Origin of the sequence: Lelliottia sp. RWM.1 (assembly GCF_016859735.1) — a bacterium.
In the GTDB taxonomy this organism is placed as follows: Bacteria; Pseudomonadota; Gammaproteobacteria; order Enterobacterales; family Enterobacteriaceae; genus Enterobacter.
The window spans coordinates 48,937-69,892 of the sequence record NZ_WLVC01000011.1 but is presented as its reverse complement, the minus strand read 5'-3'; the positions used below and the strand labels follow the sequence as shown (position 1 = coordinate 69,892).

Below are 20,956 nucleotides of genomic sequence, written 5' to 3'. Positions count from 1 at the left end.
CCCTGGAGGACAAACGTGTCTAAGCGTCGTGTAGTTGTGACCGGACTTGGCATGTTGTCTCCTGTCGGCAATACCGTAGAGTCCACCTGGAAAGCTCTCCTTGCCGGTCAGAGCGGCATCAGCCTAATCGACCATTTCGATACTAGCGCCTATGCAACGAAATTTGCTGGCTTAGTAAAGGATTTTAACTGTGAAGAGATCATCTCGCGCAAAGAACAGCGCAAGATGGATGCCTTCATTCAATATGGAATTGTCGCTGGCGTTCAGGCCATGCAGGATTCTGGCCTTGAAATAACGGAAGAGAACGCAACCCGTATTGGTGCCGCAATTGGCTCCGGGATTGGCGGTCTTGGCTTAATCGAGGAAAACCATACATCACTGATGAATGGTGGCCCACGTAAGATCAGCACATTTTTCGTTCCGTCAACGATTGTTAATATGGTGGCAGGTCATCTGACCATCATGTTTGGCCTGCGTGGCCCAAGCATTTCTATCGCGACTGCCTGTACATCCGGTGTGCATAACATTGGCCAGGCGGCGCGTATTATCGCTTATGGCGATGCTGATGCGATGGTTGCAGGTGGTGCTGAAAAAGCCAGTACCCCGTTGGGTGTTGGTGGCTTTGGTGCAGCACGTGCGTTGTCTACCCGTAACGATAACCCGCAGGCTGCAAGTCGTCCGTGGGATAAAGACCGTGATGGTTTCGTGCTGGGTGATGGTGCGGGTATGGTCGTACTGGAAGAGTACGAACATGCGAAAAAACGTGGCGCGAAAATTTATGCTGAAATCGTTGGCTTTGGCATGAGTAGTGATGCTTACCACATGACATCTCCACCGGAAAATGGTGCGGGTGCTGCGCTGGCAATGGTGAATGCGATCCGCGATGCGGGCATCACACCAGGCCAGATCGGCTATGTCAATGCTCATGGTACATCTACACCAGCAGGGGATAAAGCCGAAACTCAGGCCGTTAAGTCTGTGTTTGGTGATGCTGCACGCAGTGTTATGGTGAGTTCTACAAAATCCATGACCGGTCACCTGTTAGGTGCGGCGGGTGCAGTAGAATCTATCTACTCCATCCTTGCGCTGCGCGATCAGGCTGTTCCGCCGACCATCAACCTGGATAATCCAGATGAAGGTTGCGACCTGGACTTCGTTCCGCACGAAGCTCGTCAGGTGAGTGGCATGGAGTATACGCTGTGCAACTCCTTTGGCTTCGGTGGTACGAATGGTTCTCTGATCTTTAAAAAAGTCTGAGACTGATTGCCAGATGGAAAATAAAAAAGGTCCGCTTGTCGGACCTTTTTTATTCAGTTTTATCCCCTTGTCCGGTGCCATTCTGCCTGCCAGACTGAATCACCACGCATAAGGAGCCACCATGTTTTTAATTAATGGCCTTGAGCAAGATTACTTACCTGCAAGTGACAGGGCGACTCAGTTTGGTGATGGCTGTTTTACGACTGCAAGGATCCTTTCCGGAGAGGTTTGCCTTCTCGCCGAACATATCCGGCGGTTGAAGAGTGCCTGTGAGAAACTGCTGATCTCTTTTACGCAATGGGATGAGCTTCAGCGCGAAATGATCGGGCTGGCAGCAGGAAAAGAAACCGGTGTGCTCAAAGTGATTATCAGTCGGGGAAGCGGTGGCCGTGGTTACAGCGGTGCTAATTGCCAGTATCCCACCCGCATACTCTCCGTTTCGGATTATCCGGCCCATTACGACCGCTGGCGTCGTGACGGGATTAGGCTTGAATTAAGTCCGGTACGATTGGGGCGAAACCCCATGCTTGCAGGTATTAAACACCTCAATCGCCTTGAACAGGTCTTAATCCGCGCTCATCTTGAACAGTCAGATGCTGACGAAGCGCTGGTTCTTGACAGCGAAGGGGTCATTACGGAATGCTGTGCGGCTAATTTATTATGGCGGAAGGGCGCAGATGTGTTCACACCGGGGATGGAACAGGCGGGTGTGGATGGCATCATGCGCCAGTTTTGTTTACAACACCTGGCACGCTCTTGCTTCCGCGTTGTCGAAGTTAACGCAAGTCTGGATGCACTATCATCCGCAGATGAAGTTGTCATCTGTAACGCATTGATGCCTGTTGTCCCCGTGTGTACTTATGGGGAACAACGCTGGTCATCCCGTGAACTTTTTCAGTTTTTAGCCCCGTTATGTGAACAAACCAGGTCGTCATGAAGAAAATGTTGCGCTTTGTCCTCCTCCTTGTTGTTGTGCTGGCTATCGCTGGTGGGGCTGGGGTGTGGAAAGTCCGCCAACTGGCGGACAGTAAAATTCTGATCAAAGAAGAGACCATTTTTACGCTGAAAGCGGGTACAGGGCGGCTGGCTCTGGGCGAGCAGCTTTATGGTGATAAGGTTATCAATCGGCCGCGAGTCTTTCAGTGGCTCCTCCGTCTTGAGCCTGAATTATCGCATTTCAAAGCCGGTACTTATCGCTTTATTCCAGGTATGACGGTAAGAGACATGCTGCAACTGCTGGAAAGTGGTAAAGAAGCGCAGTTCCCGCTGCGTTTTGTTGAAGGAATGCGTGTGAGTGATTATCTCAAACAACTGCGCGACGCACCCTACATCAAGCATACGTTGAAAGATGATAGCTATCAGACCGTTGCTGAAGTATTGAAATTTGAACACCCTGAGTGGGTTGAAGGCTGGTTCTGGCCTGATACGTGGATGTATACGGCTGGCACAACCGATGTCGCTATCCTGAAACGCGCACACAAAAAGATGGTCGCGGCAGTGGATGCTGCATGGGAAGGGCGTGTGGATGGGTTGCCTTACAAAGATCAAAACCAGTTCGTCACGATGGCTTCAATCATCGAAAAAGAGACGGCTGTAGCAGCAGAACGTGACCAGGTGGCCTCAGTATTCATCAACCGACTGCGTATCGGCATGCGCCTGCAAACCGATCCTACGGTGATCTATGGAATGGGTGAAAACTATACCGGGAAGATCGGCAGGAAAGATCTGGAGACGCCAACGGCGTATAATACCTACGTGATTAGTGGGTTACCGCCAGGCCCGATTGCCACCCCGAGTGAGGCATCATTACAGGCCGCCGCACATCCGGCAAAAACACCGTATCTCTATTTTGTGGCTGACGGAAAAGGTGGACATACCTTTAATACAAACCTTACCAGTCACAATCGCTCTGTTCAGGATTATCTGAAGGCACTTAAGGAAAAAAATGCGCAGTAAATACATTGTCATTGAGGGACTAGAGGGGGCAGGGAAAACCACCGCCCGCAATGTGGTCGTCGACACGCTCAAAGAGTTGGGCATCACGGAAATGGTGTTCACCCGCGAACCGGGTGGTACACAACTGGCTGAAAAACTGAGAAGCCTGGTGCTGGATATCAAATCCGTTGGCGACGAAGTTATCAATGACAAAGCCGAAGTGCTGATGTTCTACGCTGCGCGCGTGCAATTGGTTGAGACGGTCATCAAGCCCGCGCTGGCTAAAGGTCAGTGGGTGATTGGCGATCGTCACGATCTGTCTACTCAGGCGTATCAGGGCGGTGGACGTGGTATTGATCAGAACATGTTAGCGACGCTGCGAGATGCTGTGCTAGGGGATTTCCGTCCAGATCTTACACTTTATCTGGATGTGACTCCGGAAGTTGGCTTGAAACGCGCTCGCGCTCGCGGTGAGCTGGATCGCATTGAACAAGAGTCGCTGGACTTCTTCAACCGTACACGTGCTCGCTATCTGGAGTTGGCCGGGCAGGATCGTTCGATTCGAACTATTGATGCTACGCAATCACTGGAAGGCGTGACCCATTCAATTCGTGAAACGGTTACTCAGTGGCTACAGGAGCTGCAGGCATGAAATGGTATCCATGGTTGCGCCCGCACTTTGAACAGCTGATTAGCAGCTATCAGGCTGGTCGGGGGCATCATGCATTACTGATTCAGGCGTTACCTGGAATGGGCGATGATGCGTTGATTTACGCCATCACCCGGTTTTTGATGTGTCAGCAACCAGAAGGGCATAAGAGCTGCGGCAAATGCCGGGGCTGCCAGCTAATGCAGGCGGGTACGCATCCTGACTATTACACCCTTGAGCCGGAGAAAGGGAAGAATACGCTTGGCATTGATGCGGTGCGTGAAGTCAGTGAAAAGCTGTATGAGCATGCCCGACTGGGGGGCGCGAAGGTTGTCTGGTTGAAAGATGCTGCGCTTCTTACAGAGGCAGCGGCCAATGCATTATTAAAAACGCTTGAGGAGCCGCCAGAAAAGACCTGGTTCTTCATGACGTGCCGTGAACCTGGCCGATTACTGGCGACATTACGTAGCCGCTGTCAGCTTCATCACCTTTCAGCCCCCCAGGAAAACTGGGCTTTAGCGTGGCTGGAGCGCGAGGTGACAACGTCACAAGACGAGGCGCTCGCGGCATTACGACTTTGCAGCGGCGCGCCTGCTGCCGCACTGGTTATGTTGACACCTGAAGTCTGGTCGCAACGTACCTTGTTGTGCCAGGGCGTTGAGTCTGCACTGGAAAGCCGTGACTGGTTGAGCTTGTTAGGTATTCTGAACCATGAACAGGGTGCTGAACGTTTGCACTGGCTGGCATCACTGCTTCTTGATGCGTTGAAAGTGCAACAAGGGGCAACGCTATTAACCAATCCAGACGTCTGGGTACTGGTTAATACGCTGGCAAACCGTCTTTCAGGTGCTTCACTACGAGCCATCCTTCACGATGTCTGCCAGAGTCGTGAACAACTTTTAACAGTGACCGGGCTGAATCGCGAGCTTTTACTTACAGACCAGTTACTGCGTATCGAACATTACCTGCAACCAGGCACATTGCTGCCTGTTTCCCATCTCTGAGAGAGACATCATGTTTTTAGTCGACTCACACTGCCATCTCGATGGCCTGGATTATCAATCCCTGCATAAAAATGTGGACGATGTGCTGGCAAAAGCCGCCGCCCGTGATGTGAAATTTTGTCTGGCCGTTGCAACGACTTTACCGGGATATCGCACTATGCGTGACCTGGTAGGCGTTCGCGATAACGTGGTCTTTTCCTGTGGCGTACATCCCTTGAATCAGGACGAAGAGTACGATGTAGAAGATCTGCGGCGTCTGGCGGCGGAAGAGGGCGTGGTAGCCATGGGGGAAACCGGGCTGGATTATTTTTACACGCCTGAAACAAAGCCACGTCAACAGGAGTCTTTCCGTCATCATATCCGCATTGGTCGTGAGCTGAATAAGCCGGTTATTGTACACACCCGCGATGCCCGGGCGGATACGCTTGCTATCCTCCAGGAAGAAAAGGTGACGGATTGCGGTGGCGTACTACACTGTTTCACAGAAGACAGAGAAACGGCGGGCAAGCTGCTTGATTTAGGTTTTTATATCTCGTTCTCGGGGATTGTGACCTTCCGTAACGCTGAGCAGCTTCGTGATGCGGCACGTTATGTGCCTCTTGATCGCATGCTTGTGGAAACTGACTCTCCTTACCTGGCCCCAGTACCGCATCGCGGTAAAGAAAATCAGCCAGCGATGACGAGAGATGTGGCGGAGTATATGGCCGTCCTGAAAGGTGTCAGTATTGAAGCGCTGGCACGTGTAACGACGGAAAACTTCTCTACGCTGTTCCATATCGACCCCGCCCGCCTGCAATCTGTTTGATACACCTGTTTTTTTTAGGCTCGTAATTAATAAATAAAGCGAGTAAAGTTCACCGCCTCATTTGGGGCGGTGACGGTGTATTTAGACACATCCAGAAATGCTTTTTGTAAATCTCTGAAAGTTTTTCGTCCGCCTTAAGCTGAAACGTGATAGCCGTCAAACAAAGTCAGAGGGATTTATTTTACTCTGTGTAATAAATAAAGGGCGCTTAGATGTCCTGTCCACGGCGCGGTCCTCCCCCCGAGCCCATGCGTGAAAGCGTAAAAAAAAGCACAAATACTCAGGAGCACTCTCAATTATGTTTAAGAATGCATTTGCTAACCTGCAAAAGGTCGGTAAATCGCTGATGCTGCCAGTATCCGTACTGCCTATCGCAGGTATCCTGCTGGGTGTCGGTTCTGCAAACTTCAGCTGGCTGCCAGCCGTAGTTTCCCACGTGATGGCCGAAGCAGGCGGGTCTGTTTTTGCTAACATGCCGCTGATCTTCGCTATCGGTGTTGCTCTGGGCTTCACCAATAACGACGGTGTATCCGCTCTGGCCGCAGTTGTCGCCTACGGCATCATGGTAAAAACCATGGCTGTAGTTGCGCCTCTGGTACTGCACTTACCTGCTGAAGAAATCGCAGCGAAACACCTGGCTGATACCGGTGTTCTCGGCGGTATCATCTCGGGTGCTATTGCAGCGTACATGTTTAACCGCTTCTATCGCATCAAGCTGCCTGAGTATCTGGGCTTCTTTGCGGGCAAGCGTTTTGTCCCGATCATCTCTGGTCTGGCAGCGATTTTCACTGGCGTGATCCTGTCCTTCATCTGGCCACCGATCGGCTCTGCTATCCAGACCTTCTCTCAGTGGGCGGCATACCAGAACCCAGTTGTGGCGTTTGGTATCTACGGTTTCATCGAGCGTTGCCTGGTGCCGTTTGGTCTGCATCACATCTGGAACGTTCCATTCCAGATGCAAATTGGTGAGTACACCAATGCTGCGGGTCAGGTCTTCCACGGTGATATTCCACGCTACATGGCAGGTGACCCGACTGCAGGCAAACTGTCTGGCGGCTTCCTGTTCAAAATGTACGGCCTGCCGGCTGCTGCAATTGCTATCTGGCACTCTGCTAAACCAGAGAACCGTGCAAAAGTGGGCGGTATCATGATCTCTGCAGCGTTGACCTCGTTCCTGACCGGTATCACCGAGCCGATCGAGTTCTCCTTCATGTTCGTTGCACCGATTCTGTACGTTATCCACGCGATTCTGGCGGGTCTGGCGTTCCCAATCTGTATCCTGCTGGGTATGCGTGACGGTACGTCCTTCTCTCACGGTCTGATCGACTTCATCGTTCTGTCTGGTAACAGCAGCAAGCTCTGGCTGTTCCCAATCGTGGGTGCGTGCTATGCCGTGCTGTACTACACCATCTTCCGCGTGCTGATTAAAGCACTGGACCTGAAAACACCAGGCCGTGAAGATGCTACCGATGACGTGAAATCGGGTGCAACCAGCGAGATGGCTCCGGCACTGATCGCAGCATTCGGCGGTAAAGAAAACATCACTAACCTGGACGCATGTATCACTCGTCTGCGTGTCAGCGTGGCTGACGTTGCTAAAGTTGATCAGGCTGGCCTGAAAAAACTGGGTGCAGCAGGCGTAGTTGTTGCAGGTTCTGGTGTTCAGGCAATTTTCGGTACTAAATCCGATAACCTGAAAACCGAAATGGATGAATACATCCGCAGCAACTAAGTTGTGATTCGGGGAGACTAAGGCAGCCAGAAGGCTGCCTTTTTTATTGCCGACTGAAAAGCACGTCCTGTGGGCGTGGTCATCAACAGGCTTTGGCTCTGCCTTATTGTCTTTGGATTTAAATCTCACAGGACTGGCAGAGACTTCTTCCTTAGGTTTTTAGTACGCCCTTTCAGGGCGTAACCAATTCCGCCTTCTAAGAAGGCGGATTTTTACTGATGTCTCCCCCGCTGAGTGGACGGAAGATTTAGGACAAAAAAAGGGAACCCTCAGGTTCCCTTTGTTGGAAATGCATGCTTAGAAGTCGTAGCTTGCGCTAACAGAGAAGTTAAGCGGCGCACCATATACCAGGTACGAACCGGCGTAATCGTAATACTCTTTGTCGAAGAGGTTATTAATATTCCCCTGCACGGCAAAGTTTTTGGTAACCTGATAACGGCTAAACAGGTTAACCAGTGCATAGCTGCCCTGTTCTGCACGGGTTCTGTTTGCGGGAGCACCTGCTACATCTGTCCAGGTTTTGTTCTGCCAGTTCACGCCTCCGCCCACGGTCAGTTCCGGCAACATAGGCAACTGATAACGGGTAAACAACTTCATGGTGGTGCGAGGCTGATCGGAACTTACTGCGTTTCCGCTCTTATCTTCGGCGATGTAACGGGTTGCACCATAGGTCAATTGCCAGTTGTCGGTTAACGCACCGTTCAGTTCAAACTCGATACCTTTGCTCACCACGCCATCCAGAGATTCGTAAATGGACTCACCGCTAGGCATATAGGTGTAAGTGTTATTGGCGACGTTATCTTGTTCAATTCGGAACACAGCAATCGACGTGGTCAGGCGCGTGTTGAACCAGTCGGCTTTCACGCCTGCTTCATAACTTTTCCCGGTGGTCGGATCGAGATAGCGGCCATTGGCATCACGCTTGTCCTGCGGCTGGAAGATAGAGGTGTAGCTGACATAGGTCGACCAGTCTTCGTTGATGTCGTAAACCAGGCCTGCATATGGCGTCACTTCATCTTTAGTGCTCTCCAGTCTGGTGTCCGGGGAGCCGGCAGGGTTATAGCGAATGTTATAGTTGGTGTAACGTGCCCCCAGGATCAGGTGCAGTGGGTCGGCCAGAGAGAAGCGAGCTGAGCTATAGGCTGAGGTCTGGCGAATATCGTCCTGACTGTAGAGCTTCCACGGGGTCCATTGTGGGTCCGCGATGTTGCCGCTCCAGTTCTTGAAGTTACCGACATCAACCATACCGTACTGTGCATCTGGCATAGTGTTATCGTAGTGATTACGCTGACGGCTGAAACTGCCGCCAAACATCATTTCATGCTGGCGACCAAACAGATCAAAGCCGCCGCGCAGGAAGGCATCCACTGCATCTTGCTTGCGCTCGCCACGGTTCCAGCCACCATAACCCACCATGCCTGCACCAGTGTCTTTATCCGGATAACCCGACATGTACATCAGCTTGGAGTCGAAATTCGTTTCAGCATGCATCCCGTTGACATGGGCTTCCCAGCCATTGTCGAAACGTTGGGTCAGGTTGGCGAATATCCGGGTGTTGTCTTTGTCAGAGTAAGCCCAGTCAGGGGCAACTGTCTGACTCTTGTTGTAATGTGTTTTGCTACCGTCGCTGTACCAGGTCGGCAGGCCGCCCCAGGTCGGGTCTTCTGTTTTGCTTTCCTGGTATTCATAACCCAGTGAGAGGGTGGTGCTGTCAGTAACATCGGCATCAACCACGCCATACAGGAATTTTTTACGGTAGTGGTAGTTATCAACGAAACTGTCATTATCCTGATAACCGGTGATCAAGCGACCACGGACTTTACCGGACTCCACCAGTGGCGCTTGTAGATCCAGCACATAGCGCTGTTTATCCCAGCTGCCGTAGCTGGCAGAGACATTGCCTTTGAATTCATTGCTGTCTGCATGCTTACGTACCATGTTGACGTAGGCGGCGGGGTTACCCGTGCCCGACATCAGACCCGTCGCGCCGCGAACAACTTCGATGCGGTCGTAGATTGCCGTATCGGCAGCGGTATCACCAAAGTTCCATACTTCACTGATGGATGTTGGCAGATCGTCGTAAGCATAATTACTCACAAAGAAGCCGCGAGAGTAAAATACGCTACGGTCGCTATCCTGTACCTGAGCAGTTACCCCTGTGGTATTTGTTAGCACCTGACCAATCGATTGCAGGTTCTGATCGGCCATTCGTTGCTGACTAATCACGCTGACAGATTGCGGAATATCACGCGGGACGAGTAACAGCTTCGTGCCGGTAGTGGTGGTTTTTACACTGTAGTCCTGATCCTGGCCGGAGGATGAAGGCTGTGTATCATCAGATCCACCGTCGACAACAACGGTATCTTCAGTAGAAGAGGCGGCGAAACTTACGGCTGGCGTCAATGCCATAGCAATGCAGGCTGCCAGCAACGAAGGCGTTGCGACAGGCTGACGTTGCCCATCCCTGGTGTGATTAATGAAAGACATCATCAAACCCTTAATGAATGGTGAAGGTCGAGCGTCAGTCCCGGTGTGTTGAGCTGGCGTCGTTTTATATGTTGAAAATGCGCATGAAAATGCAAATGCGAAATATACGCATTGTGATTAGCTATGTAAACAGATGTTTCGAATGGAACTGAAATAATGTTTCAGTGAATCAGAGAGTAAGAGTGGTGACTCTCCGGGCTGCCAGTAGGCAATAAGGAAAGAAATCGAGGGATAAGGTTGAAAGGACAGGAGAAACTCGCTCATACTCTTGTGTTGTGTCACACAGTAATACCGACAAGGTGTGTTACTGACGGACGCACCACGCCAGATTAAACAGAAAAGGAAAAGGTCATGGCTGAAGAAACGATTTTCAGTAAAATTATTCGCCGCGAGATCCCGTCGGATATCGTCTATCAGGATGAGCTGGTGACGGCTTTCCGGGACATTTCACCCCAGGCTCCGACGCACATCCTGATCATTCCTAATATTCTGATCCCGACCGTGAATGATGTGAAAGCTGAGCACGAAGTGGCATTAGGTCGTATGCTGACGGCGGCCGCGAAGATCGCGGAGCAGGAAGGGATTGCTGAAGACGGCTATCGTCTGATCATGAACTGTAACCGCCATGGTGGGCAGGAAGTTTATCATATCCACATGCACCTGTTGGGCGGACGCCCGTTAGGTCCGATGCTGACACATAAAGGTCTTTAACATGTTAAGAGGACGTATTGCAGCGCTGTTTATTACGCTGGCGATAGTCGGGTGCAGTGCGCGACCCGCCATTCCGGTTAGCGATGAACAGACGCTGGTTATGGAGTCCTCTGTGCTGGCTGCCGGTATTACGGCAGAGCAGCCTTCGTTGACCATTAGTGAAATCCAGCCTTCTGCATCCTCTACGCTTTATAACGAACGACACGAACCAGTAACGGTGCATTATCGCTTTTACTGGTATGACGTAAGAGGTCTTGAAATGCACCCACTTGAAGCGCCGCGTAGCGTTACGATACCGGCAAATTCGTCGGTCACGCTCTACGGTAGCGCAAATTATTTGGGTGCGCATAAGGTGAGACTTTATCTTTATTTGTAAGGGGTGAACCTTGATTAAGAATATGAGCCGTTTTGCGCTCGTTACGGCATTTGTACTCTTTTTGGCTGGGTGTATGACGCGACCAGGACAGGAGCCAGCCCCTGTGGAGCAGGCTAAACCGGGTACGGAACAACCCACACAGCCGACACAGCCCGAACCAACTGTGCCATCTGTTCCCACGATCCCGGCTCAACCGGGTCCCATCGAACATACGGATGAAAATGCACAACCCGCACCCCGGGTTCGTCATTACGACTGGAACGGCGCAATGCAGCCAATGGTGGGGAAAATGCTGCAAGCTCAGGGCGTGACGGCAGGCAGTGTTCTGCTGGTGGACAGCGTGAATAACCGCACTAATGGAACGCTTGATACGGGCGATGCCACGGAAACGCTGCGCAATGCGCTAGCGAACAACGGCAAATTTACGCTGGTGTCTGCACAACAACTGTCGATGGCAAAACAACAGCTAGGCTTGTCACCACAGGACAGTCTGGGTTCGCGCAGTAAAGCGATCGGCATTGCCCGTAACGTCGGTGCACAGTACGTGCTGTATTCCAATGCCACGGGCAACATCAATACGCCAGCGCTGCAGATGCAACTGATGCTGGTTCAGACAGGCGAGATTATCTGGTCAGGTAAAGGTGCGGTTACGCAGCAATAACATCACGCGTGATGAACTCCTGACGCGTTATTTCCCGCAATATCGTCTTGTCGCGCCGCAAGCCCAGTCCGGGCTTGGCGGCGCGAGTTGTCTTATTGAGTTGGGTGAGCATCGGCTGGTATTGCGTCAACACCACGATCGCTCAGCTCCTGCCTTCCATTTTCGCCGTCAATTCCATACGCTGATGCGCCTTCCGGCCACCCTTGTGCCCAGGCCTCGCTTCTTTATGCAAGGGTGGATGGCGGTCGAGTATCTTGTGGGTGAGATCAAAAGTGAACTGCCGGATGCTCCGACGCTGGTGAGCATGCTGTATGATTTGCACCGTCAACGGCGTCTGGGCTGGCGAATCGCGCTTACGTCACTGCTTGAGCAGTATTGGCTACAGGCCGCTCCCGCCCGGAGGACACCGTTCTGGCTGGCTCAGCTCAGGCAACTGCGTAAACATGGGGAACCGCGGCCACTGAGGCTCGCCCCACTGCATATGGATGTCCATGCCGGAAATATTGTCCATACGCCTGCCGGAGCGCGGTTGATTGACTGGGAGTATGCAGGAGATGGCGATGTAGCCCTTGAGCTTGCCGCAGTCTGGACTCCCGATGAAGCCGCGCGTCAGTGTCTGCTACTGACGTATGCTGAGATTGCAAACATCGATATCAGGCAGTTACGTCAGCAGGTCGCAGCCTGGCGACCGTGGGTATTAATGCTGATGGCTGGGTGGTTTGAGCTGCGCTGGCAGCAGTCCGGTGACAAACAATTTATCGCGCTGGCAGATGACGTCTGGCGTCAGTTACACATTAAAGGATAAGAGAGGTTCGTGTGGGTCCAGTCATGTTGGATGTCGAAGGTTTTGAGCTGGATGCGGAGGAGCGCGAGATTCTGGCGCACCCTCTGGTTGGCGGCCTGATTCTGTTTACCCGCAACTATCACGACCCGGAGCAACTGCGTGAGTTGGTTCGGCAAATTCGTGCGGCATCGCACCATCGTCTGGTGGTTGCCGTGGATCAGGAGGGTGGGCGCGTACAGCGTTTTCGCGAAGGATTCACCCGTTTGCCGGCAGCACAATCTTTTGCCGCGTTGCTGGGAACGGAGAAGGGAGGTCAACTGGCGCAGGATGCCGGCTGGTTAATGGCAAGTGAAATGATTGCTATGGATATCGACATCAGTTTTGCACCGGTGCTGGATGTCGGGCATATCAGTGCTGCGATTGGCGAGCGTTCATATCATGCCGATCCGCAAACGGCGCTGGCGATGGCCACGTGTTTTATTGATGGAATGCATGATGCAGGAATGAAAACCACCGGGAAACATTTTCCAGGACATGGTGCTGTGACGGCTGATTCTCATAAAGAGACGCCTCGCGATCCGCGTCCGGAAGCAGACATTCGCGCCAAAGATATGTCTGTTTTCCGCTCACTTATCACCGATAACAAACTGGATGCCATCATGCCCGCGCATGTTATCTACAGTGATGTTGACCCTCGGCCAGCGAGTGGTTCTGCGCACTGGCTAAACACGGTGCTGCGAAGTGAGCTTGGTTTTAACGGTGTGATTTTTTCTGATGATTTGTCCATGGAAGGCGCGGCTATCATGGGCAGTTATGCGGAGCGTGGACAGGCATCGCTGGACGCAGGTTGCGATATGATCCTGGTCTGCAATAATCGTAAAGGGGCGGTGAGCGTGCTGGATAACCTGTCGCCGATCAATGCTGAGCGTGTTACGCAATTGTATCATAAAGGTTCATTTAGCCGTGAGGAGCTGATGAGTTCCGCGCGCTGGAAGACGATCAATGAACAGCTTGAGGCGCTGAATGAGCGCTGGCTGGCACATAAAGCAGGCCTTTAATCCCTCCCGGAGGGTGTAGCGTGGTGAGAAGACGATGATCATCTATTTACACGGTTTTGACTCAAATAGCCCTGGTAATCATGAGAAGGTGCTGCAACTGCAATTTATCGATCCGGACGTACGGCTGATTAGTTACAGCACGCGTCATCCGAAGCATGATATGCAGCATTTACTTAAGGAAGTCGACAAAATGCTGCAGCTCAATGTTGACGAGCGCCCGCTGATTTGTGGCGTTGGGCTGGGCGGGTATTGGGCAGAACGTATCGGATTCTTGTGTGATATGCGTCAGGTGGTATTCAATCCTAATCTGTTCCCGTACGAGAACATGGAAGGAAAGATAGATCGACCTGAAGAATATGAGGACATCGCGACAAAATGCGTCAGCAACTTCCGTGAGAAGAATCGCGATCGTTGTCTGGTGATATTATCGCGCAATGATGAAGCGCTTAGCAGCACGCGTGCTGCGGAACTGTTACATCATTACTATGAAATCGTCTGGGACGAAGAACAGACGCATAAGTTCAAGAATATCTCCCCGCACCTGCAACGCATCAAAGCCTTTAAAACGCTAGGCTGAGCAATCCTTGCGACCTTATCAGGCCCGGTAAGTTTTACTTACCGGGCCTTCTTTTTTCTGAAGCTGTATGATTTTTAGACATCAAAACTTGATGCATATCAATTTTGGTATGACCAATGCGCCTGACGTGTTATTCTCAATGCACCTGAATGGTTTCAGTGCTGTAACTTGTTGTTAATTAAGGGTTATGTTTATAACTTTTAATTAACAATTGGTTAATAATTTGAGGGGGTCACGTTGACTACGCCATTGAAAAAGATAGTGATTGTGGGTGGTGGTGCTGGCGGGCTGGAGCTGGCTACACAACTGGGTAAAAAGCTGGGTCGCGGCAAAAAAGCCAAAATTACGCTGGTGGATCGTAACCACAGTCACCTGTGGAAACCGCTGTTGCACGAAGTGGCTACAGGATCGCTGGATGAAGGCGTTGACGCGCTGAGCTATCTGGCGCATGCGCGTAATCATCATTTCCAGTTCCAGTTGGGTTCGGTTGTTGATATCAATCGCGAAAGCAAAACCATTACGCTTGCGGAACTGCGCGACGAAAAAGGTGATCTGCTCGTACCGGAACGCAAGCTGCCTTACGATACGCTGGTGATGGCATTGGGAAGTACGTCAAATGACTTCAACACCCCGGGCGTAAAAGATCATTGTATCTTCCTCGATAACCCACATCAGGCGCGTCGCTTCCATCAGGAGATGTTGAATCTGTTTCTGAAGTACACCAGTAATATGGGTGCGAATGGCAAGGTGAATATTGCCATTGTTGGTGGTGGCGCAACGGGCGTTGAACTCTCAGCAGAACTGCATAATGCGGTGAAGCAGTTGCATAGCTACGGATACAAAGGGCTGACTAACGAAGCGCTGAATGTGACGCTGGTTGAAGCCGGTGAGCGCATTTTGCCTGCGTTGCCTCCACGTATTTCTGGCGCAGCACATAACGAACTGACCAAGTTGGGTGTACGCGTGCTGACTCAAACTATGGTGACCAGTGCTGATGCCGGTGGTCTGCATACCAAAGATGGTGAGTACATTGAAGCGGACCTGATGGTCTGGGCTGCAGGCATTAAAGCGCCTGATTTCATGAAAGATATCGGCGGCCTGGAGACTAACCGTATCAACCAGTTGGTGACGGAACCGACACTGCAAACCACGCGTGATCCTGAGATCTACGCGATTGGTGACTGCGCGTCCTGTGCCCGCCCGGAAGGGGGATTTGTCCCTCCGCGCGCTCAGGCTGCACACCAGATGGCAAGCCTCGTGCTGCACAATATTCTGGCGCAAACCAAAGGCAAACCGATGAAATCCTACGTCTACAAAGACCACGGCTCTCTGGTTTCGCTTTCCAACTTCTCCACGGTTGGCAGCCTGATGGGTAACCTGATGCGTGGCTCCATGATGGTGGAAGGGCGTATCGCGCGCTTTGTGTACATCTCGTTGTATCGCATGCACCAGATCGCGCTACACGGTTACTTTAAAACCGGGCTGATGATGCTGGTGGGCAGAATTAACCGCGTGATCCGCCCGCGTCTGAAGCTGCACTAATCTCTTCGCCCCACCGGCTTCTGGTGGGGCTTTTAGCATATCATGCTGGTTTTCCCTGTTAGCGTGCTTAAGAGTTCTCTTAAATACGATATATTCCCGAAATCACCCGTATTTTGATCCTTATTCTGATTGGCGAAATCTGTCCTGACTTGCAGAATTGTTACCAATAGCAACAAAGGAGGAAGTCCCGTGAATAAATCAATGTTGGCGGGTATAGGGATTGGCGTAGCTGCCGCGTTAGGTGTGGCTGCGGTTGCCAGTCTCAACGTACTTGATCGTGGTCCGCAGTATGCGCAGGTTGTTTCGGCAACCCCCATTAAAGAAACCGTCAAAACGCCTCGTCAGGAATGTCGTAACGTCTCTGTTACACATCGCCGTCCTGTACAGGATGAAAACCGTATCGCCGGGTCTGTTCTCGGCGCAGTTGCGGGTGGTGTGATTGGTCACCAGTTTGGCGGTGGACGAGGCAAAGACGTCGCTACCGTTGTGGGGGCGTTGGGCGGCGGTTATGCTGGTAATCAGGTGCAGGGCGCGATGCAGGATAATGACACTTACACCACGACTCAGCAGCGTTGCAAAACGGTATACGACAAATCAGACAAAATGTTGGGTTACGACGTAACCTACAAAATTGGCGACCAGCAGGGCAAAATCCGCATGGACAAAGACCCTGGCACACAAATTCCGTTGGACGGGAATGGCCAGTTGATACTGAATAACAAAGTGTAAAAAAGCGGTTCTCTGAACTTAGCTCCTCAGGCGCTCAGGCTGAGGAGCTTTTTTTATGGATTCAGAAGGTCAGGGCGTAGTTCAGACCGAAGGTACGGCCTCGGCCCTTATACTCGTAAAGTGCTGCATTGCCATAGGTTGGGCTGTACAGCAGCGGAGCGCGTTGTCCCCAGACGGTGGTGTATTGTTTATCCAGCAGGTTTTCGATGCTGAAGGATAATTTACCCAGCGGTAATTGGTAGCTGCTGAGGAAATCGAGGGTGTTATAGCCGTCAATTTTATTCCCTGCGGCATCGCTCAGGTCGAACGTTTGTTGCGTCTGAAGACGCAACGTCCAGGGTTCAGGCGACCAGCCAACATACGCAGTGGCTTTAGACGGTGATGCCTGCGTGACATCCCATTTCTCCCATGCCCCCTTAGTTTTGATCTCGGATTTCAGGACGTTGAAATTCCCGCCAATGCTCCAGGTGCTATCCGGGATGAAGTAATCCACTGCACCTTCCACGCCATAGATACGCCGCTCCTGCGGATTAACATCGATAGTCATATCACTGCGGTTGATATCAATAGATTTGTCTGACAACGAGTAGTAAGCCGCAATTTGGGTTCGCAGGTTGTTTCCTGTGTAACGCCAACCCAGCTCATAGGAGTCAACCTTGATACCCTCAAGTTTTGCGTCATTCGGGTTTACACTTTTGCCGAGCGCCAGGTGGCCCTGCGCATCTGCGGCTTTATAGGCCCCATTGCCGTAATATTTTCCTGGGTCGGGAAGTTCAACCCCCTGAGAGAAGTTAAACCAGACTTGCTGACGCTCTGTCAGATGCGCAAGGATCCCGGCGTTAAACAGCAGATTGTCGTAATCCGTTTTACCACCAGGAATGGCATCAGCGGAGGATGCTTTACCATTGGCGATTGCCTGCTGCTGGGCATAGCCAATAAAGTCATCGACGCGGTTTTCTGTCCACTGGTAGCGAACACCGCCGCTCAGGGTGAAAATGTCATTGATGTCATAGCTGTTTTGCAGGAATGGCGCGATGTTAGTGATGCTATACCCCGGATAACGGCCGGTAGTGTAGACAGAGCGGTTCGTCATACCGCCAGAAGGGACGGAGTTGGCAAGGTCAAAGAACATCTGGTTTGAATCAAATGTCTCGTGATCGGCATCAAGACCCCAGGTAACCTGCCAGCCATTCAGCGGTGTACTGTTCAGTGTCAGCTTGGCTCCGTATTGATCGGTATTTTGTTCAGAGGCCGCGAAACTGGTGATGTTTTTATTTTTATCGACGGTCGGGAATGGATAGAAACGTAAGGATTCATCGCGGTAGTAAACTTGCCCAACCAGCTCCTGTCCCCAGAAATCGGCATCAGAATATTGCAGGCTGATCAGATGGCGCTCTGTCCCGGGAATACGGTCTGAACTGAAACCATTGCGAGTACGGGCTGTTCCAGTCCCTGTAACTGCACTCATATTTTTATCGAGATAAAGCCCGTAGTCATCATCGCCCTGGCTTTTATAATACTGGGTCACAACCTGCAACTGGCGAGTATCGTCGATTTCAATTGTACCTGTTCCCATCACATCAAGACGATCCGAATGCTGCAAACCCGTCTGGGTGTTATCAAAGGTTAAGGCATCACCGTTGCCATCGTACCAGCCCCCGAAGCGTTGATACGCAACAGAAAGTCGGCCAGAAGCATGGTCGTTACCGCCGCTGACGGCTGTGGCAACGCGTTCATCGTGATCGTTGCTATTGTTGAACCCCGTTTTGCTTCCCAACTCAAGATCGACCTGAGTCTCAGGTTGACCCTTTTTCGTGACGATGTTGATCAATCCTCCTGTACTGCCTCCGCCATATAACGCGGTCGAGCCCGAAATGACTTCAATGTGATCGACGTTAAACGGATCAATAGAGTCAAGCTGACGGCTGTCAGTGCGAGAAGAGTTGAGGCGCACGCCATCAATCAATACCACGATAGAACGGCCACGCATGTTCATTCCATAGTTGGTACGTCCCTGGCTACTCACATCCATTCCGGGAATCAATTGTCCCAGAACATCCTTGAACTCTTTTCCGCCCTGAACCTGTTGTTCAATTTCCTGGCGTTCAATGATCCACGTTGTCTGTGCCATTTCGGCAACGGTACGGTGACTGCGGTTGGCACTGACGACCAGGTTATCTTCATTGGTCTGGTCGGCGTAAAGCGGCATGGCGATTGCCAGCAATACAGGATTGAGCACCCAGAGGCTCTTCTTTTTCATCATCATTCCTTGTTGAGCATTCGCTCTTTTTTATGGGCAGGTCAAAACACCACGTGGTGCAGTGTGAAATAGATGTAAAACGCAAATGCGAATACTGCCGATAAAGAATCTCATTATCAACCCAGAGAAATGAGGGGGTTAGAGAGGGAAGAGACTTAACAATGGCGAGGAAGAAAAGGGGGAAGGGCGGCGAACCGCCCTGATTATCATGCTTTAAGCAATTCTGGCCACAGTCGAAGTGTGGTATGCGTGATGTTTTGCAGTTTTTCCAGGCTAGCTCCTTCACGGGCACTGATTGACATGCCCTGTAAGATGCAGCTCAGGTACTGCGCCAGCTCCTGAGGATGACAGTGCGCAGGTATTTCACCGCGCTGTTGACGCTGGGTCAGAAACGAACTCAGCGTCTCTTCTTGCATGGCATGGCGCGATTTCACCGTATTGGCGATGTCTCTGGATGATGCCGCAAGGGTGGCCGACGTGTTGATCATAAAACATCCGGCCGGTGTCTCTTTGCTGGTAAAGCAGGTGGCGACGGCGGTGAAATAGTCACGCAGGGCCTGCTCAACGGTTTTCTCTTCACAGAAGAGCTGGGCTTCGTGTTTTGCGGCAAAGCGCGAGATATAGCGGTCCAGAACAGCCCTGAACAGCCCTTCTTTATTTGTGAACTCTGCGTACAACGTGGGAGCTTTCGCGCCAGTGGCTTCCACCAGATCGGAAAGTGATGTCGCTTCGTACCCATGTTGCCAGAAGAGTGTCATGGCCTTATCGAGCGCCGCTTCCCTGTCGAACACTTTTGGTCGGCCACGGCTTTTTTTTGCGCAACTCGTCATATCGGTTGTCATTTGCCGTTGGTCCTCTGTTGGTTTGTTGAACGACCATTATAAAAATATTCCTGAGCCACGACCAGCGCTGATTGCTTAAAAATAAATTAATCATATGGGTATGAAAATTAACGGAATTAAAATTAATTTAACGGTCGTTATAAAAAGATATTGACGCGTGACGTGGATCACACTTATTATTTATCTATCGATCGTTAAGTAAATAACTTACGACCTTCAAAATCATCTGCCTAAAGGTAAAAATCATGAAAAACGTAAAAACCCTGATCGCTGCTGCTGTGCTTAGCTCACTCTCTTTTGCAAGCTTTGCTGCTGTTGAAGTGCAATCCACTCCTGCAGACCAACACAAAGTAGGAACAATTTCTGCCAACGCAGGGACTAATCTCAGCTCGCTGGAAGATCAACTGGCACAAAAAGCAGAAGCTATGGGCGCAAAATCTTTCCGCATTACGTCTGTGACAGGTCCTAACACCCTGCACGGTACTGCTGTGATCTACAAATAAGCACGGCTAAACCCTCATTTATGCCACTGCAATAAAAAAGGCCCTGCTTGCGCGGGGCCTTTTTTTATCGTCGTGCCTTACAGGGATTGCTGAGCAATATCATGATGCCGGGTCACATCCACTGGCATACCAGAACGCGCTTCCATTGCTCGCTCCATCACGTCACCTTCTGTACCGGCGCTGTTTTTAAAGCGGTACATCGCGTCATTCAGGGTAATCGGCAGGGTTTGCGGATCGTCACCGATGTTTTTCGACAATGGTTGGTGGATCTCGACCAACCGCGTGCCATCAGGTTCTTCAGACACCTTGATCGGCGTATTCACAATATTCACTTTTGTCCCTGGTGTGATCACGCTGTAGAGCGTTTTGATATCGTCATCACGCAGGCGAATACAGCCAGAACTTACGCGCATACCGATACCAAAATCGGCATTCGTGCCGTGCAGCAGGTACACGCCTCCGAAGGCGGCGAGGCGAATAGCATGATGCCCCATTGGGTTATCCGGGCCTGCGGGAACAACCGCCGGTAGGTCAATACCCTGCGCTTTGTAACGGGCGCGGATGTTCGCTGTTGGTGTCCATGTTGGATTAGCCCGTTTATCCGAGACCGTTGTGATCATTGTTGGCGTCAGCGTATCGCCACCCAACTGGCCAATACCTATTGGGTAGACGGTGACTTCATTCTTGCCCGGCGGATAATAATAAAGGCGCAGTTCAGCAAGGTTGATCACAATGCCTTCGCGTGGCGCATCAGGAAGCAACGTTTGCAGCGGAATGGTCAGCACGCTTCCTGCGCGGGGAACATAGGGATCAACGCCCGGGTTTGCCTGCAGTAACGCCAGGAATCCGACGTTATATTTTTTTGCAATCGCTTCGAGTGAACCACCATTGTTTTCAACGACGTGAAAACGGTTTTCGCCCACCATCCGACTCCCCGACGGGGGAAGTGGCCAGGTGTTAGCGCGTGCAGGAAGCGCAATCGCCACCGTAGCGGCCAGCGCAAACAAGGTTATCCAGCGAGTAAAACGTGAAGGTGTCATCATC

20 protein-coding genes are annotated in these 20,956 nt (G+C 51.5%); 16 read left to right on the top strand and 4 right to left on the bottom strand.

The window, feature by feature from the left end; translation table 11 throughout:
* The first annotated feature begins 15 nt into the window (after positions 1-15).
* The 7 genes from fabF to ptsG all read left to right on the top strand — a co-directional run bounded on the left by fabF (position 16) and on the right by ptsG (position 7,382).
* A complete protein-coding gene (fabF, locus tag GF617_RS11045) occupies positions 16-1,257 on the top strand; it encodes a beta-ketoacyl-ACP synthase II (protein WP_203451679.1) in 1,242 nt (413 codons plus the stop codon).
* A gap of 121 nt (positions 1,258-1,378) precedes the next feature.
* A complete protein-coding gene (gene pabC / locus GF617_RS11040) occupies positions 1,379-2,194 on the top strand; it encodes an aminodeoxychorismate lyase (protein ID WP_203451678.1) in 816 nt (271 codons plus the stop codon).
* Complete coding sequence (gene yceG / locus GF617_RS11035; RefSeq protein WP_181623073.1) at positions 2,191-3,213, top strand: cell division protein YceG; 1,023 nt, start codon at positions 2,191-2,193, stop codon at positions 3,211-3,213. Before pabC ends, yceG begins: the two co-directional genes overlap by 4 nt.
* Complete coding sequence (gene tmk, locus GF617_RS11030) at positions 3,203-3,844, top strand: dTMP kinase (protein ID WP_181623074.1); 642 nt, start codon at positions 3,203-3,205, stop codon at positions 3,842-3,844. Before yceG ends, tmk begins: the two co-directional genes overlap by 11 nt.
* On the top strand, positions 3,841-4,845 hold the full coding sequence (holB, locus tag GF617_RS11025; RefSeq protein ID WP_203451677.1) for a DNA polymerase III subunit delta': 1,005 nt from the start codon (positions 3,841-3,843) through the stop codon (positions 4,843-4,845). Before tmk ends, holB begins: the two co-directional genes overlap by 4 nt.
* 10 nt (positions 4,846-4,855) lie before the next feature.
* Positions 4,856-5,650, top strand: coding sequence for a metal-dependent hydrolase (locus GF617_RS11020; protein ID WP_181623076.1), 795 nt, complete (start codon positions 4,856-4,858; stop codon positions 5,648-5,650).
* A gap of 298 nt (positions 5,651-5,948) precedes the next feature.
* Entirely contained in the window at positions 5,949-7,382 is a 1,434-nt protein-coding gene (gene ptsG, locus GF617_RS11015; RefSeq protein WP_181623077.1) for a PTS glucose transporter subunit IIBC, read from the top strand.
* A 297-nt stretch (positions 7,383-7,679) separates the two neighbouring features.
* Here the strand turns inward: ptsG and fhuE are convergent, their stop codons facing one another.
* Positions 7,680-9,869, bottom strand: coding sequence for a ferric-rhodotorulic acid/ferric-coprogen receptor FhuE (fhuE, locus tag GF617_RS11010; protein ID WP_203451676.1), 2,190 nt, complete (start codon positions 9,867-9,869; stop codon positions 7,680-7,682).
* Between the two features lie 351 nt (positions 9,870-10,220).
* Between fhuE and hinT the strand changes: the two genes are divergently transcribed.
* The 8 genes from hinT to GF617_RS10970 all read left to right on the top strand — a co-directional run bounded on the left by hinT (position 10,221) and on the right by GF617_RS10970 (position 16,307).
* On the top strand, positions 10,221-10,580 hold the full coding sequence (hinT, locus tag GF617_RS11005; protein WP_181623079.1) for a purine nucleoside phosphoramidase: 360 nt from the start codon (positions 10,221-10,223) through the stop codon (positions 10,578-10,580).
* A 1-nt stretch (position 10,581) separates the two neighbouring features.
* The gene (locus GF617_RS11000) at positions 10,582-10,956 is read left to right on the top strand and encodes a YcfL family protein (RefSeq protein ID WP_181623080.1); all 375 of its coding nucleotides are present in this window, start codon (positions 10,582-10,584) and stop codon (positions 10,954-10,956) included.
* Positions 10,957-10,969: 13 nt separating this feature from the next.
* Positions 10,970-11,617 carry a penicillin-binding protein activator LpoB gene (gene lpoB, locus GF617_RS10995; protein ID WP_203451694.1) on the top strand — a complete coding sequence of 216 codons (648 nt, stop codon included), beginning with the start codon at positions 10,970-10,972 and terminating at the stop codon, positions 11,615-11,617.
* Positions 11,598-12,422 carry a thiamine kinase gene (gene thiK / locus GF617_RS10990; protein ID WP_203451675.1) on the top strand — a complete coding sequence of 275 codons (825 nt, stop codon included), beginning with the start codon at positions 11,598-11,600 and terminating at the stop codon, positions 12,420-12,422. The genes lpoB and thiK overlap by 20 nt, the downstream gene beginning before the upstream one ends.
* Before the next feature lie 11 nt (positions 12,423-12,433).
* Positions 12,434-13,459, top strand: a complete 1,026-nt coding sequence (gene nagZ / locus GF617_RS10985) for a beta-N-acetylhexosaminidase (RefSeq protein ID WP_203451674.1) — start codon at positions 12,434-12,436, stop codon at positions 13,457-13,459.
* 34 nt (positions 13,460-13,493) lie between these two features.
* Positions 13,494-14,036 (top strand): alpha/beta hydrolase YcfP, encoded by a 543-nt coding sequence (ycfP, locus tag GF617_RS10980; protein WP_181623083.1) that lies wholly within the window; start codon positions 13,494-13,496, stop codon positions 14,034-14,036.
* Positions 14,037-14,273: 237 nt separating this feature from the next.
* Positions 14,274-15,578 (top strand): NAD(P)/FAD-dependent oxidoreductase, encoded by a 1,305-nt coding sequence (locus GF617_RS10975; protein ID WP_181623084.1) that lies wholly within the window; start codon positions 14,274-14,276, stop codon positions 15,576-15,578.
* 189 nt (positions 15,579-15,767) lie between these two features.
* Complete coding sequence (locus GF617_RS10970; RefSeq protein WP_181623085.1) at positions 15,768-16,307, top strand: glycine zipper 2TM domain-containing protein; 540 nt, start codon at positions 15,768-15,770, stop codon at positions 16,305-16,307.
* A gap of 61 nt (positions 16,308-16,368) precedes the next feature.
* On the opposite strand, the gene GF617_RS10965 is transcribed toward GF617_RS10970, so the two are convergent.
* Both GF617_RS10965 and comR read right to left on the bottom strand, forming a co-directional pair.
* The gene (locus GF617_RS10965; protein ID WP_203451673.1) at positions 16,369-18,570 is read right to left on the bottom strand and encodes a TonB-dependent receptor; all 2,202 of its coding nucleotides are present in this window, start codon (positions 18,568-18,570) and stop codon (positions 16,369-16,371) included.
* Positions 18,571-18,773: 203 nt separating this feature from the next.
* Positions 18,774-19,409: a TetR family copper-responsive transcriptional repressor ComR gene (gene comR, locus GF617_RS10960; RefSeq protein WP_181623086.1), complete on the bottom strand. Its 636-nt coding sequence runs from the start codon at positions 19,407-19,409 to the stop codon at positions 18,774-18,776.
* Positions 19,410-19,654: 245 nt separating this feature from the next.
* Here comR and bhsA point away from each other — a divergent pair, with 245 nt between their 5' ends.
* On the top strand, positions 19,655-19,912 hold the full coding sequence (bhsA, locus tag GF617_RS10955; protein ID WP_181623087.1) for a multiple stress resistance protein BhsA: 258 nt from the start codon (positions 19,655-19,657) through the stop codon (positions 19,910-19,912).
* Between the two features lie 77 nt (positions 19,913-19,989).
* On the opposite strand, the gene GF617_RS10950 is transcribed toward bhsA, so the two are convergent.
* Positions 19,990-20,955 (bottom strand): L,D-transpeptidase family protein, encoded by a 966-nt coding sequence (locus tag GF617_RS10950; protein WP_203451672.1) that lies wholly within the window; start codon positions 20,953-20,955, stop codon positions 19,990-19,992.
* Position 20,956: the final 1 nt, after the last annotated feature.

Coding starts and splice junctions, on each gene's coding strand:
- pabC (WP_203451678.1), top strand. CDS start 1,379: ATGTTTTTAATTAATGGCCTTGAGCAAGATTACTTACCTGCAAGTGAC.
- yceG (WP_181623073.1), top strand. CDS start 2,191: ATGAAGAAAATGTTGCGCTTTGTCCTCCTCCTTGTTGTTGTGCTGGCT.
- tmk (WP_181623074.1), top strand. CDS start 3,203: ATGCGCAGTAAATACATTGTCATTGAGGGACTAGAGGGGGCAGGGAAA.
- holB (WP_203451677.1), top strand. CDS start 3,841: ATGAAATGGTATCCATGGTTGCGCCCGCACTTTGAACAGCTGATTAGC.
- GF617_RS11020 (WP_181623076.1), top strand. CDS start 4,856: ATGTTTTTAGTCGACTCACACTGCCATCTCGATGGCCTGGATTATCAA.
- ptsG (WP_181623077.1), top strand. CDS start 5,949: ATGTTTAAGAATGCATTTGCTAACCTGCAAAAGGTCGGTAAATCGCTG.
- fhuE (WP_203451676.1), bottom strand. CDS start 9,869: ATGTCTTTCATTAATCACACCAGGGATGGGCAACGTCAGCCTGTCGCA.
- hinT (WP_181623079.1), top strand. CDS start 10,221: ATGGCTGAAGAAACGATTTTCAGTAAAATTATTCGCCGCGAGATCCCG.
- GF617_RS11000 (WP_181623080.1), top strand. CDS start 10,582: ATGTTAAGAGGACGTATTGCAGCGCTGTTTATTACGCTGGCGATAGTC.
- ycfP (WP_181623083.1), top strand. CDS start 13,494: ATGATCATCTATTTACACGGTTTTGACTCAAATAGCCCTGGTAATCAT.
- GF617_RS10965 (WP_203451673.1), bottom strand. CDS start 18,570: ATGATGAAAAAGAAGAGCCTCTGGGTGCTCAATCCTGTATTGCTGGCA.
- comR (WP_181623086.1), bottom strand. CDS start 19,409: ATGACAACCGATATGACGAGTTGCGCAAAAAAAAGCCGTGGCCGACCA.
- bhsA (WP_181623087.1), top strand. CDS start 19,655: ATGAAAAACGTAAAAACCCTGATCGCTGCTGCTGTGCTTAGCTCACTC.
- GF617_RS10950 (WP_203451672.1), bottom strand. CDS start 20,955: ATGATGACACCTTCACGTTTTACTCGCTGGATAACCTTGTTTGCGCTG.